7 protein-coding genes and 1 pseudogene are annotated in these 15,652 nt (G+C 75.6%); 3 read left to right on the top strand and 5 right to left on the bottom strand.

Annotated features, from left to right (window positions below):
- Position 1: 1 nt before the first annotated feature.
- From ACSURM_RS34175 to ACSURM_RS34165, 3 genes are all read right to left on the bottom strand, one after another.
- Entirely contained in the window at positions 2 to 4,753 is a 4,752-nt protein-coding gene (locus ACSURM_RS34175) for a type I polyketide synthase (RefSeq protein ID WP_436959826.1), read from the bottom strand.
- Positions 4,753 to 10,188: an SDR family NAD(P)-dependent oxidoreductase gene (locus tag ACSURM_RS34170; protein ID WP_436959825.1), complete on the bottom strand. Its 5,436-nt coding sequence runs from the start codon at positions 10,186 to 10,188 to the stop codon at positions 4,753 to 4,755. The genes ACSURM_RS34175 and ACSURM_RS34170 overlap by 1 nt, the downstream gene beginning before the upstream one ends.
- A 200-nt stretch (positions 10,189 to 10,388) precedes the next feature.
- Positions 10,389 to 10,757 (bottom strand): 5-carboxymethyl-2-hydroxymuconate Delta-isomerase, encoded by a 369-nt coding sequence (locus tag ACSURM_RS34165; RefSeq protein ID WP_436959824.1) that lies wholly within the window; start codon positions 10,755 to 10,757, stop codon positions 10,389 to 10,391.
- 121 nt (positions 10,758 to 10,878) lie between these two features.
- Here ACSURM_RS34165 and ACSURM_RS34160 point away from each other — a divergent pair.
- Positions 10,879 to 11,184 (top strand): annotated as a pseudogene (locus tag ACSURM_RS34160) (murein biosynthesis integral membrane protein MurJ); the annotation flags it as partial.
- A 250-nt stretch (positions 11,185 to 11,434) separates the two neighbouring features.
- Here ACSURM_RS34160 and ACSURM_RS34155 read toward each other — a convergent pair.
- On the bottom strand, positions 11,435 to 12,370 hold the full coding sequence (locus ACSURM_RS34155) for a LysR family transcriptional regulator (RefSeq protein WP_436959823.1): 936 nt from the start codon (positions 12,368 to 12,370) through the stop codon (positions 11,435 to 11,437).
- 71 nt (positions 12,371 to 12,441) lie between these two features.
- Between ACSURM_RS34155 and ACSURM_RS34150 the strand changes: the two genes are divergently transcribed.
- Positions 12,442 to 13,395, top strand: coding sequence for a DMT family transporter (locus tag ACSURM_RS34150; protein WP_436959822.1), 954 nt, complete (start codon positions 12,442 to 12,444; stop codon positions 13,393 to 13,395).
- Positions 13,396 to 13,499: 104 nt separating this feature from the next.
- Entirely contained in the window at positions 13,500 to 14,273 is a 774-nt protein-coding gene (locus ACSURM_RS34145) for a hypothetical protein (protein WP_436959821.1), read from the top strand.
- Between the two features lie 50 nt (positions 14,274 to 14,323).
- Here ACSURM_RS34145 and ACSURM_RS34140 read toward each other — a convergent pair whose 3' ends face one another.
- Positions 14,324 to 15,559, bottom strand: coding sequence for a glycoside hydrolase family 88 protein (locus tag ACSURM_RS34140; RefSeq protein WP_436959820.1), 1,236 nt, complete (start codon positions 15,557 to 15,559; stop codon positions 14,324 to 14,326).
- Positions 15,560 to 15,652: the final 93 nt, after the last annotated feature.

The following is a 15,652-nucleotide window of genomic DNA, read 5'->3' as shown; positions in this document are numbered from 1 at the left end:
CTCAGGCCGAGCCGAGTTCGTTGTCGATGAACGCGAAGACGTCGTCGGCGGTGGCGTCCTCCAGCCGTCCGGCGACCGCGTCGGCCTCCTCCTGGCCGAGGGTCTGGTCCAGGTCGCCGAGCAGCGACCGCAGCCGGACGGCGATCCGGCCCTGTTCGATGTCCTCGGCGCTCAGGCCGCCGAGCCGGGCGGCGATCCGGTCGAGGTCGGCGAGGACGGAGTCCACGGAGGAGGTGCCGGCGCCGGCGATCTCGGTGCCCAGGTGCTGGGCGAGGGCGGCGGGCGTCGCGTAGTCGAAGATGAGCGTGGCGGGCAGCGGCACCCCGGCTGCGGCGCTGATCCGGTTGCGCAGGTCGACGGAGGTGAGGGAGTCGAAGCCGAGGTCGCGGAAGGCGGTGGTCGGCTCGACCGCGTCGGCGTCGCCGTAGCCGAGGACGGCGGCGGCCTGGCCGCACACCAGCTCCCGCAGGGCGCGGTCGCGTTCGCCGCCGGTGAGGCCGGCGAGTTTCTCGGCGAAGCCGTCGGCGGCACCGGCCTGTTCGGGTCCGCCGGTGCCGGGGCGGGCGCCGGGCAGCGTGGACAGCAGGGGGCTGGGCCGGGTCGCGGTGAAGGCGGGCGCGAACACCGCCCAGTCGACGTCGGCGACGGTGACGGTGGTGTCGCCGCCGGCCAGGGCGCGGCGCAGCGCGGTGAGCGCGCGGCCGGGGTCGAGGGGGGACATGCCCATGGCGCGGGCGGCGGAGCGGACGGTGCCGTGGGCGGCCATGCCGTCGCCGCCCCAGGGTCCCCAGGCGATCGAGGTGGCGGGCAGTCCGGCGGCGCGGCGGTGTTCGGCGAGGGCGTCGAGGTAGGCGTTGGCGGCGGCGTAGTTGGCCTGGCCGGCGCCGCCGACGGTGGCGGTCAGCGAGGAGAACAGCACGAATGCCGAAAGGTCCCGGTCCGCGGTGAGTTCGTGCAGGTGGCGGGCGGCGTCGGCCTTCGCGGCGAGGACGCGGTCGAAGCGTTCGGGGGTGAGGGCGTCCAGGACGCCGTCGTCGAGGACGCCGGCCAGGTGCAGCACGGCGGTCAGGGGGTGCTCGGCCGGTACGGAGTCCAGCAGGGCGGCCACGGCCCGGCGGTCGCTGACGTCGCAGGCGGTGAGGGTGACCCGGGTACCGGCGTCGGTGAGTTCGCGGACCAGATCGGCGGCGCCGGGGGCGTCCATGCCGCGGCGGGAGGTCAGCAGCAGGTGGTCGGCGCCCTCGGCGGCGAGCCGGCGGGCGACGGCGCTGCCGACGGCGCCGGTGGCCCCGGTGACCAGCACGGTGCCGGACGGCGTCCAGGGGGCGCCGGTGCGGGCGGGGGCGGGCTCCAGGCGCCGGCCGTAGGCGCCGGTGTCGCGCAGCACGACCTGGTCCTCGCCGCCGGGGTCGCCGAGCAGGGCGGCCAGCCGGGCGAGGGTGTCCGGGCCGGGTGCGGCGGGCAGGTCGGCCAGTCCGCCCCAGCGTTCGGGGTGTTCCAGCGCGGCGACCCGGCCGAGGCCCCACACCGGGGCCTGGTCGAGGCCGGTGACGGCGGCGGCCGGGCCGTGGGCGACGGCGTCGCGGGTGACGCACCACAGCGGGGCGGTGATCCCGGCGTCCCCGAGGGCCTGGACGAGGGCGGCGGTGACGGCCGGCGCGGTGGCGGGGGCCAGCAGGGACAGCACGCCGTCGGCGCCGTCCCGTCCGGCGAGCAGCGCGGCGAGTTCGGCGCGGCCGGCCGTGGCGGGCACGGTGAGGGTGTCGAGGGTGAGGCCCCGTTCGGTGAGCCCGGTCAGGACGGCGGTGGTCCACGGGTCACCGGCGGCGGGGACGACGGCGAGCCAGTGGCCGCCGCGCGCCGGGGTGGCGGCGGGCGCCAGCGGCTCCCAGGCGACGCGGTACCGCCAGCCGTCGGCCGCGGCGTCGGCCTGCCGCCGCTCGTGCCAGGCGGCGAGGGCCGGTACGACGGCGGCGACGGAGGTCTCGTCGGCGACGCCGAGGGTGGCGGCCACGGCGGTGACGTCCTGGTCGCGGACCAGGTCCCAGAACGGGTCGGCGGCGTCGCCCGCGCGGGCCGCCGCCGAGCGCTCGGCCTGGAGGATGGGGGCGTCCTCCCAGTGCCGGTCGCGGCGGAAGGGGTAGGTGGGCAGGTCGACCTTGCGGCCGCCGGGGAACAGCGCCGTCCAGTCGGGGCCGGTGCCGGTCAGGTGCAGCCGGCAGACGGCGTCGAGGAGGGCGGCGTCCTCGGCTCGGTCGCGGCGCTGGGCGGCGATGACGACGGGCACCGTGTCCTGGGCCAAGTTGCTGAGGACGGCGTCGGGGCCGACCTCCAGGAAGCGGGTGGCGCCCTCGGCGGCCAGGGTGGTGACCCCGTCGTGGAAGCGGACGGCCTCGCGGACGTGCCGGACCCAGTACTCGGGCGAGGTGAGCCGGTCGGCGAGGCGGCCGGTGACGTTGGAGACGACCGGCAGGGCGGGCTCGCGGAAGGTCAGCTGCGCCAGCACCTCGCGGAACTCCTCCAGCATGGGGTCCATGCGGTGGGAGTGGAAGGCGTGCGACACCTTCAGCCGGGTGGACTTCTCCACCCGGGCGGCGACGGCGAGCACGGCGTCCTCGTCGCCGGAGACCACCACCGCGCGCGGGCCGTTGACGGCGGCGATGCCGACGCCGTCGGTGAGCAGCCCGGCGACCTCCGCCTCGGTGGCGAGCAGGGACACCATCGCGCCGCCGGCGGGCAGTTCCTGCATGAGCCGGCCGCGGGCGGCGACCAGGGCGACGGCGTCCTTCAGGTCCAGCACACCGGCGACGTGCGCGGCGACGACCTCGCCGACGGAGTGCCCGGCGAGCAGGTCCGGGCGGACGCCCCAGTGCTCCAGCAGCCGGTACAGGGCGGTCTCGAAGGCGAACAGGGCGGCCTGGGTGTACACGGTTTGGTGCAGCGGCGCGGGATCGGTGTCCTGGTCCCACATCACCTCGCGCAGCGGCCGGTCCAGGTGGGTGTCGAACGCGGCGCAGATCTCGTCGAGGGCGGCGGCGAACACCGGGAACGCGGCGTGCAGGGTGCGGCCCATGCCGGGCCGCTGGGAGCCCTGCCCGGAGAACAGCACGGCGAGCCGGCCGGGTTCGGGGGCGGTCTCGGCGGGCCGGCTTCCGTCGGCGACGGCGCGCAGCCCGGCCAGCAGCTCGTCCCGGTCGCGGCCGGTGACGGCGGCCCGGTGGGTGAAGACGGTGCGGGTGGTGGCCAGCGAGAAACCGACGTCGTACGGGTCGAGGCCGCCGGCCGCGGCGAGCAGCCGCTCCGCCTGCCGGCGCACGGCGTCGGGGCCCTTGCCGGACAGCACCCAGGGGATCACGGGCAGCGCGGCCCGCTCGGGCGCGGCCTGTTCCGCGGCGGCGGGCGGCGCCTCCTCCAGGATGGTGTGGGCGTTGGTGCCGGAGATGCCGAAGGAGGACACACCGGCCCGGCGCGGGCGGCCGTCGGGGGTGTCCCAGCGGCGGGCCTCGGTGAGCAGCCGGACGTCTCCGGCGCTCCAGTCGACGGCGGTGGAGGGCTTCTCGACGTGCAGGGTGCGGGGCAGGGTGCCGTGGCGCATCGCCATGACCATCTTGATGACGGCGCCGACGCCGGCCGCGGCCTGCGGGTGGCCCATGTTGGACTTCAGGGAGCCGAGCCACACCGGCCGGTGCTCCGGCCGGTCCTGCCCGTAGGCGGCGATGACGGCCTGGGCCTCGATGGGGTCGCCGAGGGTGGTGCCGGTGCCGTGCGCCTCGACCGCGTCGATGTGGTGCGGGGCGAGCCGGGCGTCGGCGAGGGCCTGCCGGATGACGCGGATCTGCGCCGGTCCGCTGGGCGCGGTCAGGCCGTTGGAGGCGCCGTCCTGGTTGACGGCCGAGCCGCGGACCACGGCGAGCACCTCGTGGCCGTTGCGCAGCGCGTCGGACAGCCGCTCGACCAGCAGCATGCCGGCGCCCTCGGCCCAGGCGGCGCCGGCGGCGTCGTCGGAGAAGGAGTGGCAGCGGCCGTCGGGGGACAGCGCGCGGCGCTCGCTGAACTCGATGAACATCTCGGGGCTGGCCATGACGGCGGCGCCGCCCGCGAGCGCCAGGGAGCACTCGCCCTTGCGCAGCGACTGGATGGCCTGGTGCAGCGCCACCAGGGAGGAGGAGCAGGCGGTGTCCATGGTGACCGCGGGGCCCTCCAGGCCCAGGGTGTAGGCGATGCGGCCGGAGACGATGCTGCCGGAGATGGTGCCGCCGAGGTAGTCGTGGTGCATCAGGCCGACGAAGACGCCGGTCGGGGTGCCCTTGACGGTGGTGGGGTCGATGCCGGCCCGTTCGAAGGCCTCCCAGGTGACCTCCAGCAGCAGCCGCTGCTGCGGGTCGGTGCCGGGCGCGTCCTTGGGGCTGATGCCGAAGAAAGCCGGGTCGCACTCGGCGGCGTCGTGCAGGAAGCCGCCGTGGCGGACGTAGGTCTTGCCGGGGGCGCCGGGCTCGGGGTCGTAGATCGCCTCGGTGTCCCAGCCCCGGTCGGTGGGGAAGTCGGTGACGACGTCGATGCCCTCGTCGACGATCCGCCACAGGTCCTCGGGGGTGCGCACACCGCCCGGGTAGCGGCAGCCCATGCCGATGATGGCGACGGGCTCGCGCTCGCGGTCCTCCAGCTCCCGCACGCGGCGGCGGCTGCGCTCCAGCTCGGTCGTGGCCCGCTTGAGGTAGTCGCGGAGCTTGCCGGCCGTGGCCGAGTCTTCCATCACAGGGCTCCCAGTTCGTTGTCGATCCTGGCGAAGAGTTCGTCGTCGCTGGCGTCGCCGAAGTCCTCGGGCGCCGCGGGTGCGGAGTGCCGGCCGTGGGTGTCCTGCCAGTCGCGCAGCAGCGCTTCGAGGCGGGCGGTGACCCGGGCGTGGTTGCCGTCCTCGTCGGGCAGGGCGTGCAGCGCGGCTTCCAGGCGGTCCAGTTCGGCCAGCGCGGACCGGGCCCGGTCGGCGGGGCCGGGCACCAGCGCGGTCTTGAGGTGGGCGGCGAGGGTGGTGGGCGTGGGCTGGTCGAAGACGAGCGTGGCGGGCAGGGTCAGCCCGGTGGCGCCCGCGAGGAGGTTGCGCAGTTCCACGGCGGCGAGCGAGTCGAAGCCCATCTCCTGGAAGGCGCGTCCCGGGTCCACCGACTCGGGCGAGGGGTGCCCGAGCACGGCGGCGACATGGGTGCGTACCAGCTCCAGCAGGGCGCGGTCGCGTTCGGGGTCGGCCAGCGGGGCCAGCCGGTCGCGCCAGGACCCCGCCGGGGTGCCGCCCTCGGTGCCGCGCCGCCGGGCGGGCCGGACCAGGCCGCGCAGCAGCGCGGGCACGCCGTCGGTCCGGGCGCGCAGCGCGGCGGCGTCCAGGCGTACGGGCACCAGTACGGCGTCCTCGCCGCCGAGGCCCGCGTCGAGGGCGCGCAGGCCCTGGGCGGGGGTCAGGGGCGGCAGGCCGAGCCGGCGCAGCCGTTCCAGGTCGGCGGCGTCGATGCCGGAGGCCAGGCCGCCGGTATCGGACCACAGGCCGTAGGCGAGGGAGACGGCGGGCAGGCCGAGCGAGCGGCGGTGGGCGGCGAGGCCGTCGAGGAAGGTGTTGGCGGCGGCGTAGTTGGCCTGGCCGCCGCCGACCAGCAGTCCGGCGGTGGAGGACAGCAGCACGAACGCCGACAGGTCCTTCTCGCGGGTCAGTTCGTGCAGGTTCCAGGCGGCGTCCACCTTGGGCCGCAGCACCCGGTCCACCTGGTCGGCGTCCAGGCCGGCCAGGACGCCGTTGTCGACGACGCCGGCGGCGTGCACCACGGCCCGTACGTCGTGGTCGGCGAGCAGCGCGGCCAGTTGGTCCCGGTCGGCGGCGTCGCACCGGGCGACGGTCACCTCCGCGCCCAGGTCGTGCAGGGCGTCGGCGAGTCCGGCGGCTCCGGGGGCGTCCACGCCGCGCCGCCCGGCGAGCAGCAGGCGCCGTACGCCGTGCGCGGTGACCAGGTGACGGGCGATCAGCGCGCCGAGGCCGCCGGTGCCGCCGGTGATCAGGACGGTGCCGTCCGGGTCCCAGGCGGGCGGGCCGCCGGGCTTGGCGCGGGCCAGCCGGGGCAGCCGCACCTCGCCGTCCCGCACCGCGACCTCCGGTTCCCCGGCGGCGAGCGCGGTGGCGAGGGCCGGTCCGGGGTCGGCGCTGCCGTCACTGTCGACCAGCAGGAACCGCCCGGGATGCTCGGCCTGTGCCGCGCGGACCAGCCCGTACAGGGCGGCGTGCGCGAGGTCGCCGGTGCGCAGCAGCACGGCGAGCCGGCGCCCGGCGTACCGCTCGTCGGCGGGCCAGGAGCGCAGCATGTCCAGGACCGCGTGCACCCGCGCGCGCACCAGCGCGGGCAGGTCCGGTACGGCGTCGGGGGCGGGCGGGACGGCCAGCAGGACCAGGTCGGGGACGGGACCGGCGGCGGTGAGGGCGGCGAGACCGGGGTGGTGCGGGATGTCGGCGCCGATCAGAAGAACACGGTCCGGATCGGCGCCTTCAGGGCCGGTGTCGTCGTGTCCGAGGCCGCACACGGCCGTCAGGGGCAGGGCCGGGGCCGTGGCGGCGGGCGCCGGGACGAGGTCCACCCGGTACAGCGGGTCGTCGCCGTCCCCGGCGAGCTGGTCGGCGGTGACGGGGCGGGCCACGAGGCCGCGTACGGTGGCGACGGGCGCGCCGGCGGCGTCGGCCAGGGTGAGGGCGACGGAGTCGGGGCCGGACGGGGTCAGGCGCAGCCGCAGGGTGTCGGTGCCCGGCGCGTGGAGGGTGACGCCGCCCCAGGCGAACGGCAGGACCGCCTGGCCGCCGGGCAGGTCCAGCAGGTTGACGTGCAGGACGGCGTCCAGCAGGGCCGGGTGTATCCCGTACCCGGCGGCGGTGGCGCGGGCGCTGTCGGGGAGGGCCGCCTCGGCGAACAGTTCGTCGCCGCGCCGCCACATGGCGCGCAGGCCCTGGAAGACCTCGCCGTAGCCGTAGCCGGTGCGGGCCAGCGCGGGGTAGAGGCCGGCCAGGTCGACGGGTTCGGCGTCCGGGGGCGGCCAGTCGGTGAGCCCGGCCGGGTCCGTGCCGTCGGCGGAGGTGAGGACGCCGGCGGCGTGGCGGGTCCAGGGGGCGTCGGGGGTGTCGGCGCGGCGGGACCAGATGGTCAGCTCCCGCTGTCCGTCCCGGTCGGGGCCGACGGCGGCCTGGACGGCGAGGGCGCCCTGCTCGGGCAGGATCAGCGGGGCGTGCAGGGTGAGTTCGCCGACGGTGTCGCAGCCGGTGCGCTCCGCGGCCTGGAGCGCCAGTTCCACGAAGGCGGTGCCGGGCAGCAGTACGGCGCCGTGCACGGCGTGGTCGGCGAGCCAGGGGTGCGAGGCCCGGGAGAGCCGTCCGGTCAGGACCGCTCCCCCGCTGTCGGGCAGGTCGGTCGCGGCGGTCAGCAGGGGGTGGCCGGTGGCGCTCTGCCCGAGGCCGCCCGCGTCGCCGCTGCCGCCGGTGCCGGCGTCCAGCCAGAGGCGGCTGCGCTGGAAGGCGTAGGTGGGCAGGGCGGTGGGCCGGGCCCGGTGCGGGGCGAAGAAGGCCGCCCAGTCGACGTCGGTGCCGGCCGCGTGCAGCCGGGCCACGGCCGTGACCAGGTCGCGTTCCTCGTCGCCGGCGCGGCGCAGCGCGGCGATGGTCACGCTGTCCTCGGGTACGCAGTCGGCGGCGAGCGCGGTGAGGGCGGCGTCCGGGCCGACTTCGAGGAACGTGCGGACGCCCAGGTCGTGCAGGGTGGTCAGGGCGGGGGCGAAGCGTACGGTGCGGCGGACGTGGTCGACCCAGTAGCCGGGGGTGGTCAGGTGCGCGGGGTCGGCGAGGGCGCCGGTGAGCGTGGACACGAGGGGGATGCGGGGCTCGGCGTAGGAGCAGCGGGCGGCGGCCTCGGCGAAGCCGGCGAGCATCGGCTCCATCAGCGGCGAGTGGAAGGCGTGCGAGACGGTCAGCCGCTTTCCGCCGCCGAAGCGGGCGGCGAGGGCGGTGACGGCGTCTTCGGCGCCGGAGATCACCACCGAGCGCGGGCCGTTGACGGCGGCGAGGCCGACGGTGGCGTCCAGGTGGGGGGTGATCTCCTCCTCGGTGGCGCGCAGCGCTGCCATGGCGCCGCCTTGGGGCAGGGCCGCCATCAGGGTGCCGCGGGCGAGGACGAGCCGTACGGCGTCGGGCAGGGACAGCACCCCGGCGGCGTGGGCGGCGGCGATCTCGCCGACGGAGTGGCCGGCCAGGTAGTCGGGGGTGACGCCCCAGGACTCCAGGAGGCGGTAGAGGGCCACTTCGGTGGCGAAGAGGGCGAGTTGGGCGTAGTCGGTGCGGTGGAGCAGGCCGGAGTCGTCGTCGAGCACGTCGGCGAGGGGCCGTTCCAGGCCGGGGTCGGCGAGGGCGCACACCGCGTCGAAGGTGTCGGCGTACACCGGGAAGGCCCGGTACAGGGCGCGGCCCATGCCGGTGCGCTGGGCTCCCTGCCCGGTGAACAGGAACGCGGTCCGGCCGGCGGTCCGGGTGAGCGGGGTGGCGGTGGTGAGCGCGGCGAGCAGTTCGGCGGTGTCCCGGCCGGCGGCGACGGCGCGGTGCTCGTGGCGGGTGCGGGTGGTGGCGAGCGACAGGGCGAGGTCGGCCGGGCGGGCGCCGGGGTGGGTGGCGAGGTGGTCGCGCAGCCGGGCGATCTGCGCGGTGAGGGCCTGGGGGGTGCGGCCGGAGACGATCCAGGGGACGCAGCCGTCCTCCCGCGCGGGCGAGTCGGGTGTGTCCTCGGCCGGTTCGGGGTCGGCGGGCGCCTGTTCCAGGACGACGTGGGCGTTGGTGCCGCTGATGCCGAAGGAGGAGACGGCGGCCCGGCGGGGCCGTCCGGTGGCGGGCCAGGGACGCCGCTGGAGGGCCAGTTCGACGGCTCCGGCGCTCCAGTCCACCTGGTCGGTGGGCGCGTCGACGTGGAGGGTGGGCGGGACCTCGCCGTGCCGCATGGCCAGCACCATCTTGATGACGCCGGCGACGCCCGCGGCGGCCTGGGTGTGCCCGAGGTTGGACTTGACCGAGCCCAGCAGCAGCGGCCGGTCGCGGTCCTGGCCGTAGGTGGCGAGCAGCGCCTGGGCCTCGATGGGGTCGCCGAGGGCGGTGCCGGTGCCGTGCGCCTCGACCACGTCGACGTCGGCGGGGGTGAGCCCGGCGCCGGCCAGGGCCTGCCGGATGACCCGCTGCTGGGAGGGGCCGTTGGGCGCGGTCAGCCGGCTGCTGGCGCCGTCGGAGTTGACCGCGCTGCCGCGGATGACGGCGAGCACCGGGTGGCCGTTGCGGCGGGCGTCGGCGAGCCGTTCCAGCAGCAGCATGCCCGCGCCCTCGCCCCAGCCGGTGCCGTCGGCCGCGGCGGCGAACGCCTTGCAGCGGCCGTCCGGGGCGAGCCCGCGCTGCCGGCTGAAGTCGACGAAGGTCTCCGGGGTGGACATCACGGTGACCCCGCCGGCCAGGGCGAGGGAGCACTCGTCGGACTGGAGCGCCCGTACCGCCCAGTGCAGGGCGACCAGGGAGGAGGAGCAGGCGGTGTCGACGGTGACGACGGGCCCTTCGAGCCCGAAGGTGTAGGCGACGCGGCCGGAGGCGATGCTGGCGGCGCTTCCGTTGGCCAGGTAGCCGTCGAGGTCGTCGGGTACGGAGCCGAGGCGGGTGGCGTAGTCGTTGTACATGACGCCGGCGAACACGCCGGTGCGGCTGCCGCGCAGGGAGGCGGGGTCGATGCCGGCCCGTTCGAATGCCTCGTAGGAGATCTCCAGCAGCAGCCGCTGCTGCGGGTCCATGGCGAGGGCCTCGCGGGGGCTGATGCCGAAGAAGCCGGGGTCGAAGTCGGCGGCGTCGTGCAGGAATCCGCCGGTGCGGGAGTAGGTCTTGCCGGGCCGGGCCGGGTCGGGGTCGTACAGGGCGTCCACGTCCCAGCCGCGGTCGGCGGGGAAGTCGGTCACCGCGTCGGTGCCGGTCGCGACGAGGTCCCACAGGTCCTCGGGGGTGGTGACGCCGCCGGGGTAGCGGCAGCCGATGCCGACGACGGCGACGGGGCCGTGTGCGCGTCGCTCGGTCTCGCGCAGCCGTCGCCGCGCCTCCCGCAGGTCCGCCGTCGTCCGCCTGAGATAGTCGAGCAGTTGCTCTTCGTTGTTCACCAGCGCGCCATCCGATCGGGATCGAAGTGAGGGCCTGGGCCGTGCGGATCGCCTCCGGACGGTTGCCGGTCCGCTTCCCCTTTCGCTGTCGGAGGCTAGGCAGGGGGTGGTGACGCGGGACACCCCTAGGGCCCCCAGGGGCCCCCGCGACGGCTAAGGGGTCCCCCGGTGACGACGGCCGGCGCGGGGCCGCGGCGGGGTCATCCGCCGGCCGTGGTCACGGTGGACAGCCGGTAGCTGCCGGCCAGTTCCCTGACCTCCACCGAGACGACCGCCTCGGGCACGCCGGCCGCGCGCAGCCGCCCCTCGGCCAGGGCCAGTACGCGCTCCGACAGGCGGGCCCGCCGGTGTTCGGGGCGGCCGGCCAGGAGGCCCACCTCGATGTGCAGGAAAGCGGTCTCCCCGCTGGACGTGTCTCCGACATAGGTGTCCACCGGCCGGACCAGCGTCTTGCACACGCCGGTCGATCCGGATTCCTCCAGGACCAGCGGATGCAGCTCCTTCACGAGGACGCTCGCGTCGAGGACCCCGGCCAGACGGGCGGAGTGGTCGATGGTGAGGTGCGGCATGCGGGACCTTTCATCACACTTCCTAGTTTCTCTAGGCAACTATTTTCTCTCACGGCGTCCGGGCTCCGGCGCCCGCCCCGGGCGGCACGGGCCGCCCACCCGGCTCGCATAGGTTGTGTTCATGATCGAGGACGCGAAGACGAGGCCACGGGGTGTGCCGGCCCAGCGCCGGCCCCGGGGCCGGCACGCCGCCCCGGCGGGCCGGGCGGACCGCCGGGCGCGAGGCCGCCGCCGGAAGAGACCGGCGCCGGGCGGACCGGCCCGGGCCTCGATACTGATGGCGGCCGGCACCGTGGTGTCCCGGGCGACGGGACTCGTCCGCACGGTGCTCCAGGCCGCCGCACTGGGCACGGGCCTGCTGGCGAGCACGTACAACACGGCCAACACGGTGCCGACCAGTCTGTACACGCTCCTGATCGGCGGCGCCCAACTGCTGCTGGCCGCTGGCCTCGGCGCGGCCCTGGGCTGGGCCGCCGCCCACGCCTGCGCCGCCGAGCTGGGCACCGGAACGGGGCCCACGGCCCTGTCCCTGACGGCGGGCACGGTGACGCTGGCCGCGGTCTACGTGACGACGGCCCGCCTGCTGCGGGTGGCGGAACTACGACGGCTGCCGGGGCGGCGCTGACGCGGTCGGGGGCGGAACCGTGCGGGCGGTCCCGACGGCGCCGTACGGACGGTCAGGGGGTGCCGGAGTGGGTGGCCGCCGCTCGTTTCAGCAGGGAGTTCAGCAGGTGGATGTCGGGCCTGCGGGCGGTTCCCGAGCGGCTCACGGTGAAGATCGTCCGGCTGACCGGCCTGGTCAGCGGGTGCAGACTGACACCGGCGGTGTCGTCCGGGAGGGCGAGCCGGGGGGCCAGCGCGACGCCCGCGCCGGCGGCGACCAGGGAGGTCAGGACGCCGAAGTCGCTGCTGCGGACCCGGACGTCCGGGACGAACCCGGCGGCGCCGCAGGTGCGCTGGATCATCTCGTAGCAGGAGGTGTCCGGCGCGGGTGTCAGCCAGGGCGCCTGGGCGAGCGCGGAGACGTCCGCGGGCGCTCCGGGGGCCAGCCCCAGCCGGTCCGCGTGATCGAGGCGCAGCACGGCCACCACGGGGTCCTCCATGAGGGCCTCCTGCTCGCTGCCCGAGGGGAAGTCGCGGGGCAGTACGGTGTAGCCGTGGACGACGGCCACGTCGAACTCCCGCTTGTGCAGGGACTGGAGCGCGTCACCGGGTTCCAGGACGGTGAGGTGCAGGGCGAGCCGGCGCGACCACGCGTCGTCCTCCTCGGCGAGCGCCCGGTACACGGCCGGGAACAGGGTGCGGGCGGCCGAGGCGAACGTGGCCACCCGCACCTGTCCGCGCCGGCCGCCGCGCAGCGCCGCGAGGTCGGACTCCGCGGCGGCGAGGTCGCCGAGGACCACCTCCGCGTGCGCGACCAGCAGCTCGCCGGCGGTGGTCAGCCGCAGTGTGCGTCCGTGCTTCTCCACGACGGGCAGGCCGGCCTCCCGTTCGAGGACGGCCAGTTGCTGGGAGACCGCCGGCGCGGTCAGATGCAGGGCCTCGGCCGCCGCCGCGACGGTGCCGTGGATGGCCAGGTGGTGCAGGATCCTGAGCCGACGAACATCAAGCATCATCACATCTTACGCTTTCCGTAAAGAAAGCTAACTGGACCTTCTTGTTTCCGTCTCGGCATCGTAGAGGGATGCGCATACGGTTCGCCTCCCCCCGCTTCCTCGCACTGGCCGGCACCGTGATCCTGTGGGCGTCCGCGTTCCCGGCGATCCGGGTGGGGGTCGGCGGACTCGGTCTGGCGGCGCTCTCGCTGCTGCGGCTGGCCATCGCCGCCGTCGTCCTGGCCGCCATCGCCCCGTTCGCCGGGGTCCGGCTGCCCCGGCGCAAGGACCTGCCGCAGATCGCCCTGTGCGGGCTCACCGGCATGACCGCCTACCAGGTGCTGCTGAACTGGGGCGAGATCCATGTCGAGGCGGGCACCGCGAGCCTGCTGATCGCCGTCGCCCCCGTCTTCAGCGTCCTGCTGGGCAGCGCCTTCCTGGCCGAGCACATCAGCCGCAACGTGGCCATCGGCAGCGTCATCGCCCTCGCGGGCACCGCCGTCGTCACCCTGAGCGAGGGGGTGTCCGGGTTCACCGCCGCCTCCCTGGTGGTGCTGGCCGCGGCCGTCGTCCAGGGCGTCTACCACTTCGCCAGCAAACCGCTGCTGCGGCACTACACCGGGCTGGAGGTGGCCACGTACGCCATGATCGCCGGCACGGTGTTCGCGCTGCCGCTCGTGCCCGCGACGGTCCGGGCCGTGCCCGGCGCCCCCCTGGACGCGCTGCTGTCCGTCGCCTTCCTCGGGCTGCTGCCGTCCGCCCTGGGCTTCGTGATCTGGGGCTACGCCGTCGCCCGCCTGCCGCTCGCCGCGTCCACGGCCGCGCTGTACCTGGTCCCGCCCGTCGCCCTCCTGGTGTCCTTCGTCTGGCTCGGCGAGATCCCGCACCCGGTCGAACTGCTCGGCGGCGCCGTCGTCGTGGCCGGCGTCGTCCTGATCAACCGCCGCTCCGGCCCGGCGGCGCGCTCCCGGGCCGTCGCCGGACGCCTGGGCCACACGAAGGGCGCGGACGAGCGCACCGACGAGCCCTCCGTACACCGCTGAGCCGCCCCCGCCGCCGAAGCCCCTCCCCCGACCGCTGCTGTCCGGACACCGCGTGGTGAAGTGTGGGCCTCTGGCACCTCGGACGGCAAGGAGCGTTTCTTCAGATGACCGCACAGCCCGCACGCCCTGACCGCGGTGGTCCCGGGACCGCCTCGGTCACGGATGTCCCGCCGTTCAAGCCCTCCCTGGTCAAAGCGGTGTTCAGGGACGTGACCCCGCTGCACGTCTCCCGGTCGGCCGCGTGGGCCGCCGCGTCGGTGACGCGGACGGTGCTGACGGAGATCATCGACGGCGCGAGGAGGGCGGCGGCGGAGGCCGGCCGGACGAAGCTGATCCCCGGCGACCTTCTCTCGGCGATCGACCGGAACGTCGAGCTCGAAGTGGGGACCAAGTGGTACCACCACAGCCCGACGTTCAAGGGCCTGACCGGTGTTCTGTACGACGCCGATGGTGTCGTCGTGCCTCCCCATGAGCGCCGTGGGCCGCGCAGGCCGGCTGTGGCCGGTGCCCACCGGTTCGAGGCGGGGGTGAGGAAGCTGCTGCGGAGCCGGGGGGCTACGGCCGTCCCGGCGATGGTCCGCGACCTGGACGGCATCGCGAGCGTGTTCCTGACGGATCTCGCCCGGGACGCGGCCATGGTCGTCCGCGAGGGCGGGGTCAAGCGCTTCGGCACGGTCGCCCTGGTGACGCCGGGCGAACCGGCCCCTCCCCCGCCCCTCAAGGATCCCCTCCTGGCCCTGTCCACCCGCAAGGGGGACAGGCGGACCATCGGCGGGGACGACGTCCTGGCCGCCACCACGATGCGGTTGTTCGGCGGCGTGAGGCAACGAGCCCTCACCGAAGCGCGCGAGGCGACACGGAACGCTCCGGCGGGCTGAGCGGCCGCGACCGGCATCGCCGCCCGGCCCTCATCCGCTCGCGGGGCCCGCTAGGACGGCTGTGACAGGTCGACCGCCCGGTCCACGTCCGCGGGGCGGAGCACGCGCAGGATGCCTTCGAGGAGGTAGTAGTCGGCGTAGGGCAGCGAGATCTCGATGCCGTCCTCTCCCGGGCGGTTGCGGGTGCAGCGGGCCACGACCGCCTCCGCTCGGGCCGAGTGCCTGGTCAGACACGTCTCCGCGAGCGCGGTGAGGATCCGCAGTGCCACGTCCCGGTAGGCGCTCCGGCCGGTCGCCGCGTGCAGGTCCAGCAGGCCGCACGCCATGACGGCCCCGGCGGAGGCGTCCTTGATGTCGTACGGCTGCTGCGGCGCCCGGTAGTCCCAGACGGGGACGTGGTCCGGGGTGAGCGCCTCGATGGCGTAGTCGGCGAGCCTGCGGGCGGTGTCCCGGAACCCGGTGTCGCCGGTCCTGCGGTACATGGTGGTGAACCCGTAGATGCCCCACGCCTGTCCGCGCGACCAGCAGGAGGAGGCGTCGTAGCCCTGCACCGTGCCGGGCCCGAGGGGTGCGCCGGTGTCCGGGTCGAAGTCGTACACGTGCGGGGTCGAGCCGTCCGGGCGGGGGAACACACGCTGGGTGGTCCTCGCGTGCGCCACCGCGATGTCCAGATAGGTGGGGTCACCGGTCTGCTGGCTCGCGAACGCCAGCAGATCCAGGTTCATCATCGTGTCGATGATGACGCGGCCCGCGTTGGCGGTGTCGTCCAGCGCGCCCCACGCCCGGATGAACCCGCCGCGCGGGTTGTAGCGCCGTATGAGGGAGTCCGCCGCGCGTATCGCGCCGGTGCGCCATTCCTCGTCGCCGGTCAGCCGCCAGGCGGTGACCCAGGAGGGGTAGAAGAGGAAACCGAGGTCGTGGGTGGTGGTGTCGGTCTGGCGGGGGGCCAGGTTCCGGGCCGACTCCACCGCCCGGGCGCGGAAGGTGTCGTCCCCGCTGTACAGGTACGCCATCCACAGCGTCCCGGGCCAGAAGCCGCCCACCCAGTCCCCGCCGCGCGAGTACGTCCACTTCTCGAACCTGGTGCCGACCGGGAAGCCGGTCACGCGGGGCGCCACGGCACGGACCTTCGCCACCGCGTAGTCCGCCGCCGCGCTCAGCGTCCGCAGGGTCGCGCCCGTCTCCGCCCGCCCGGGCGCCGCGGGTGCCGCCGACGCCTCCGTGACCGGTCCCACGGCCGCCGCACCCGCCGCCGTGACCAGCAGCGCACGCCGGGAAACGCTCATGCTCGCCCTCCCACTCCGTCGTGTTCGAGAGAAAGTCGGCTGAGCTTGGCACACCCTCGCATGACATGTACACCCACGTGTGCGAAGTTCATG

Origin of the sequence: Streptomyces sp. SudanB182_2057 (assembly GCF_964272715.1) — a bacterium.
GTDB classification, from domain to species: domain Bacteria; phylum Actinomycetota; class Actinomycetes; order Streptomycetales; family Streptomycetaceae; genus Streptomyces; species Streptomyces rubradiris.
The sequence above is the reverse complement of the archived record's forward strand: the minus strand, read 5'-3'. Positions and strand labels throughout refer to the sequence as shown.

Bases quoted from the DNA above. Each gene is read 5' to 3' on its own strand.
- ACSURM_RS34175 (WP_436959826.1), bottom strand. From the start codon at position 4,753: ATGGAAGACTCGGCCACGGCCGGCAAGCTCCGCGACTACCTCAAGCGG.
- ACSURM_RS34165 (WP_436959824.1), bottom strand. From the start codon at position 10,757: ATGCCGCACCTCACCATCGACCACTCCGCCCGTCTGGCCGGGGTCCTC.
- ACSURM_RS34155 (WP_436959823.1), bottom strand. From the start codon at position 12,370: ATGCTTGATGTTCGTCGGCTCAGGATCCTGCACCACCTGGCCATCCAC.
- ACSURM_RS34150 (WP_436959822.1), top strand. From the start codon at position 12,442: ATGCGCATACGGTTCGCCTCCCCCCGCTTCCTCGCACTGGCCGGCACC.
- ACSURM_RS34145 (WP_436959821.1), top strand. From the start codon at position 13,500: ATGACCGCACAGCCCGCACGCCCTGACCGCGGTGGTCCCGGGACCGCC.
- ACSURM_RS34140 (WP_436959820.1), bottom strand. From the start codon at position 15,559: ATGAGCGTTTCCCGGCGTGCGCTGCTGGTCACGGCGGCGGGTGCGGCG.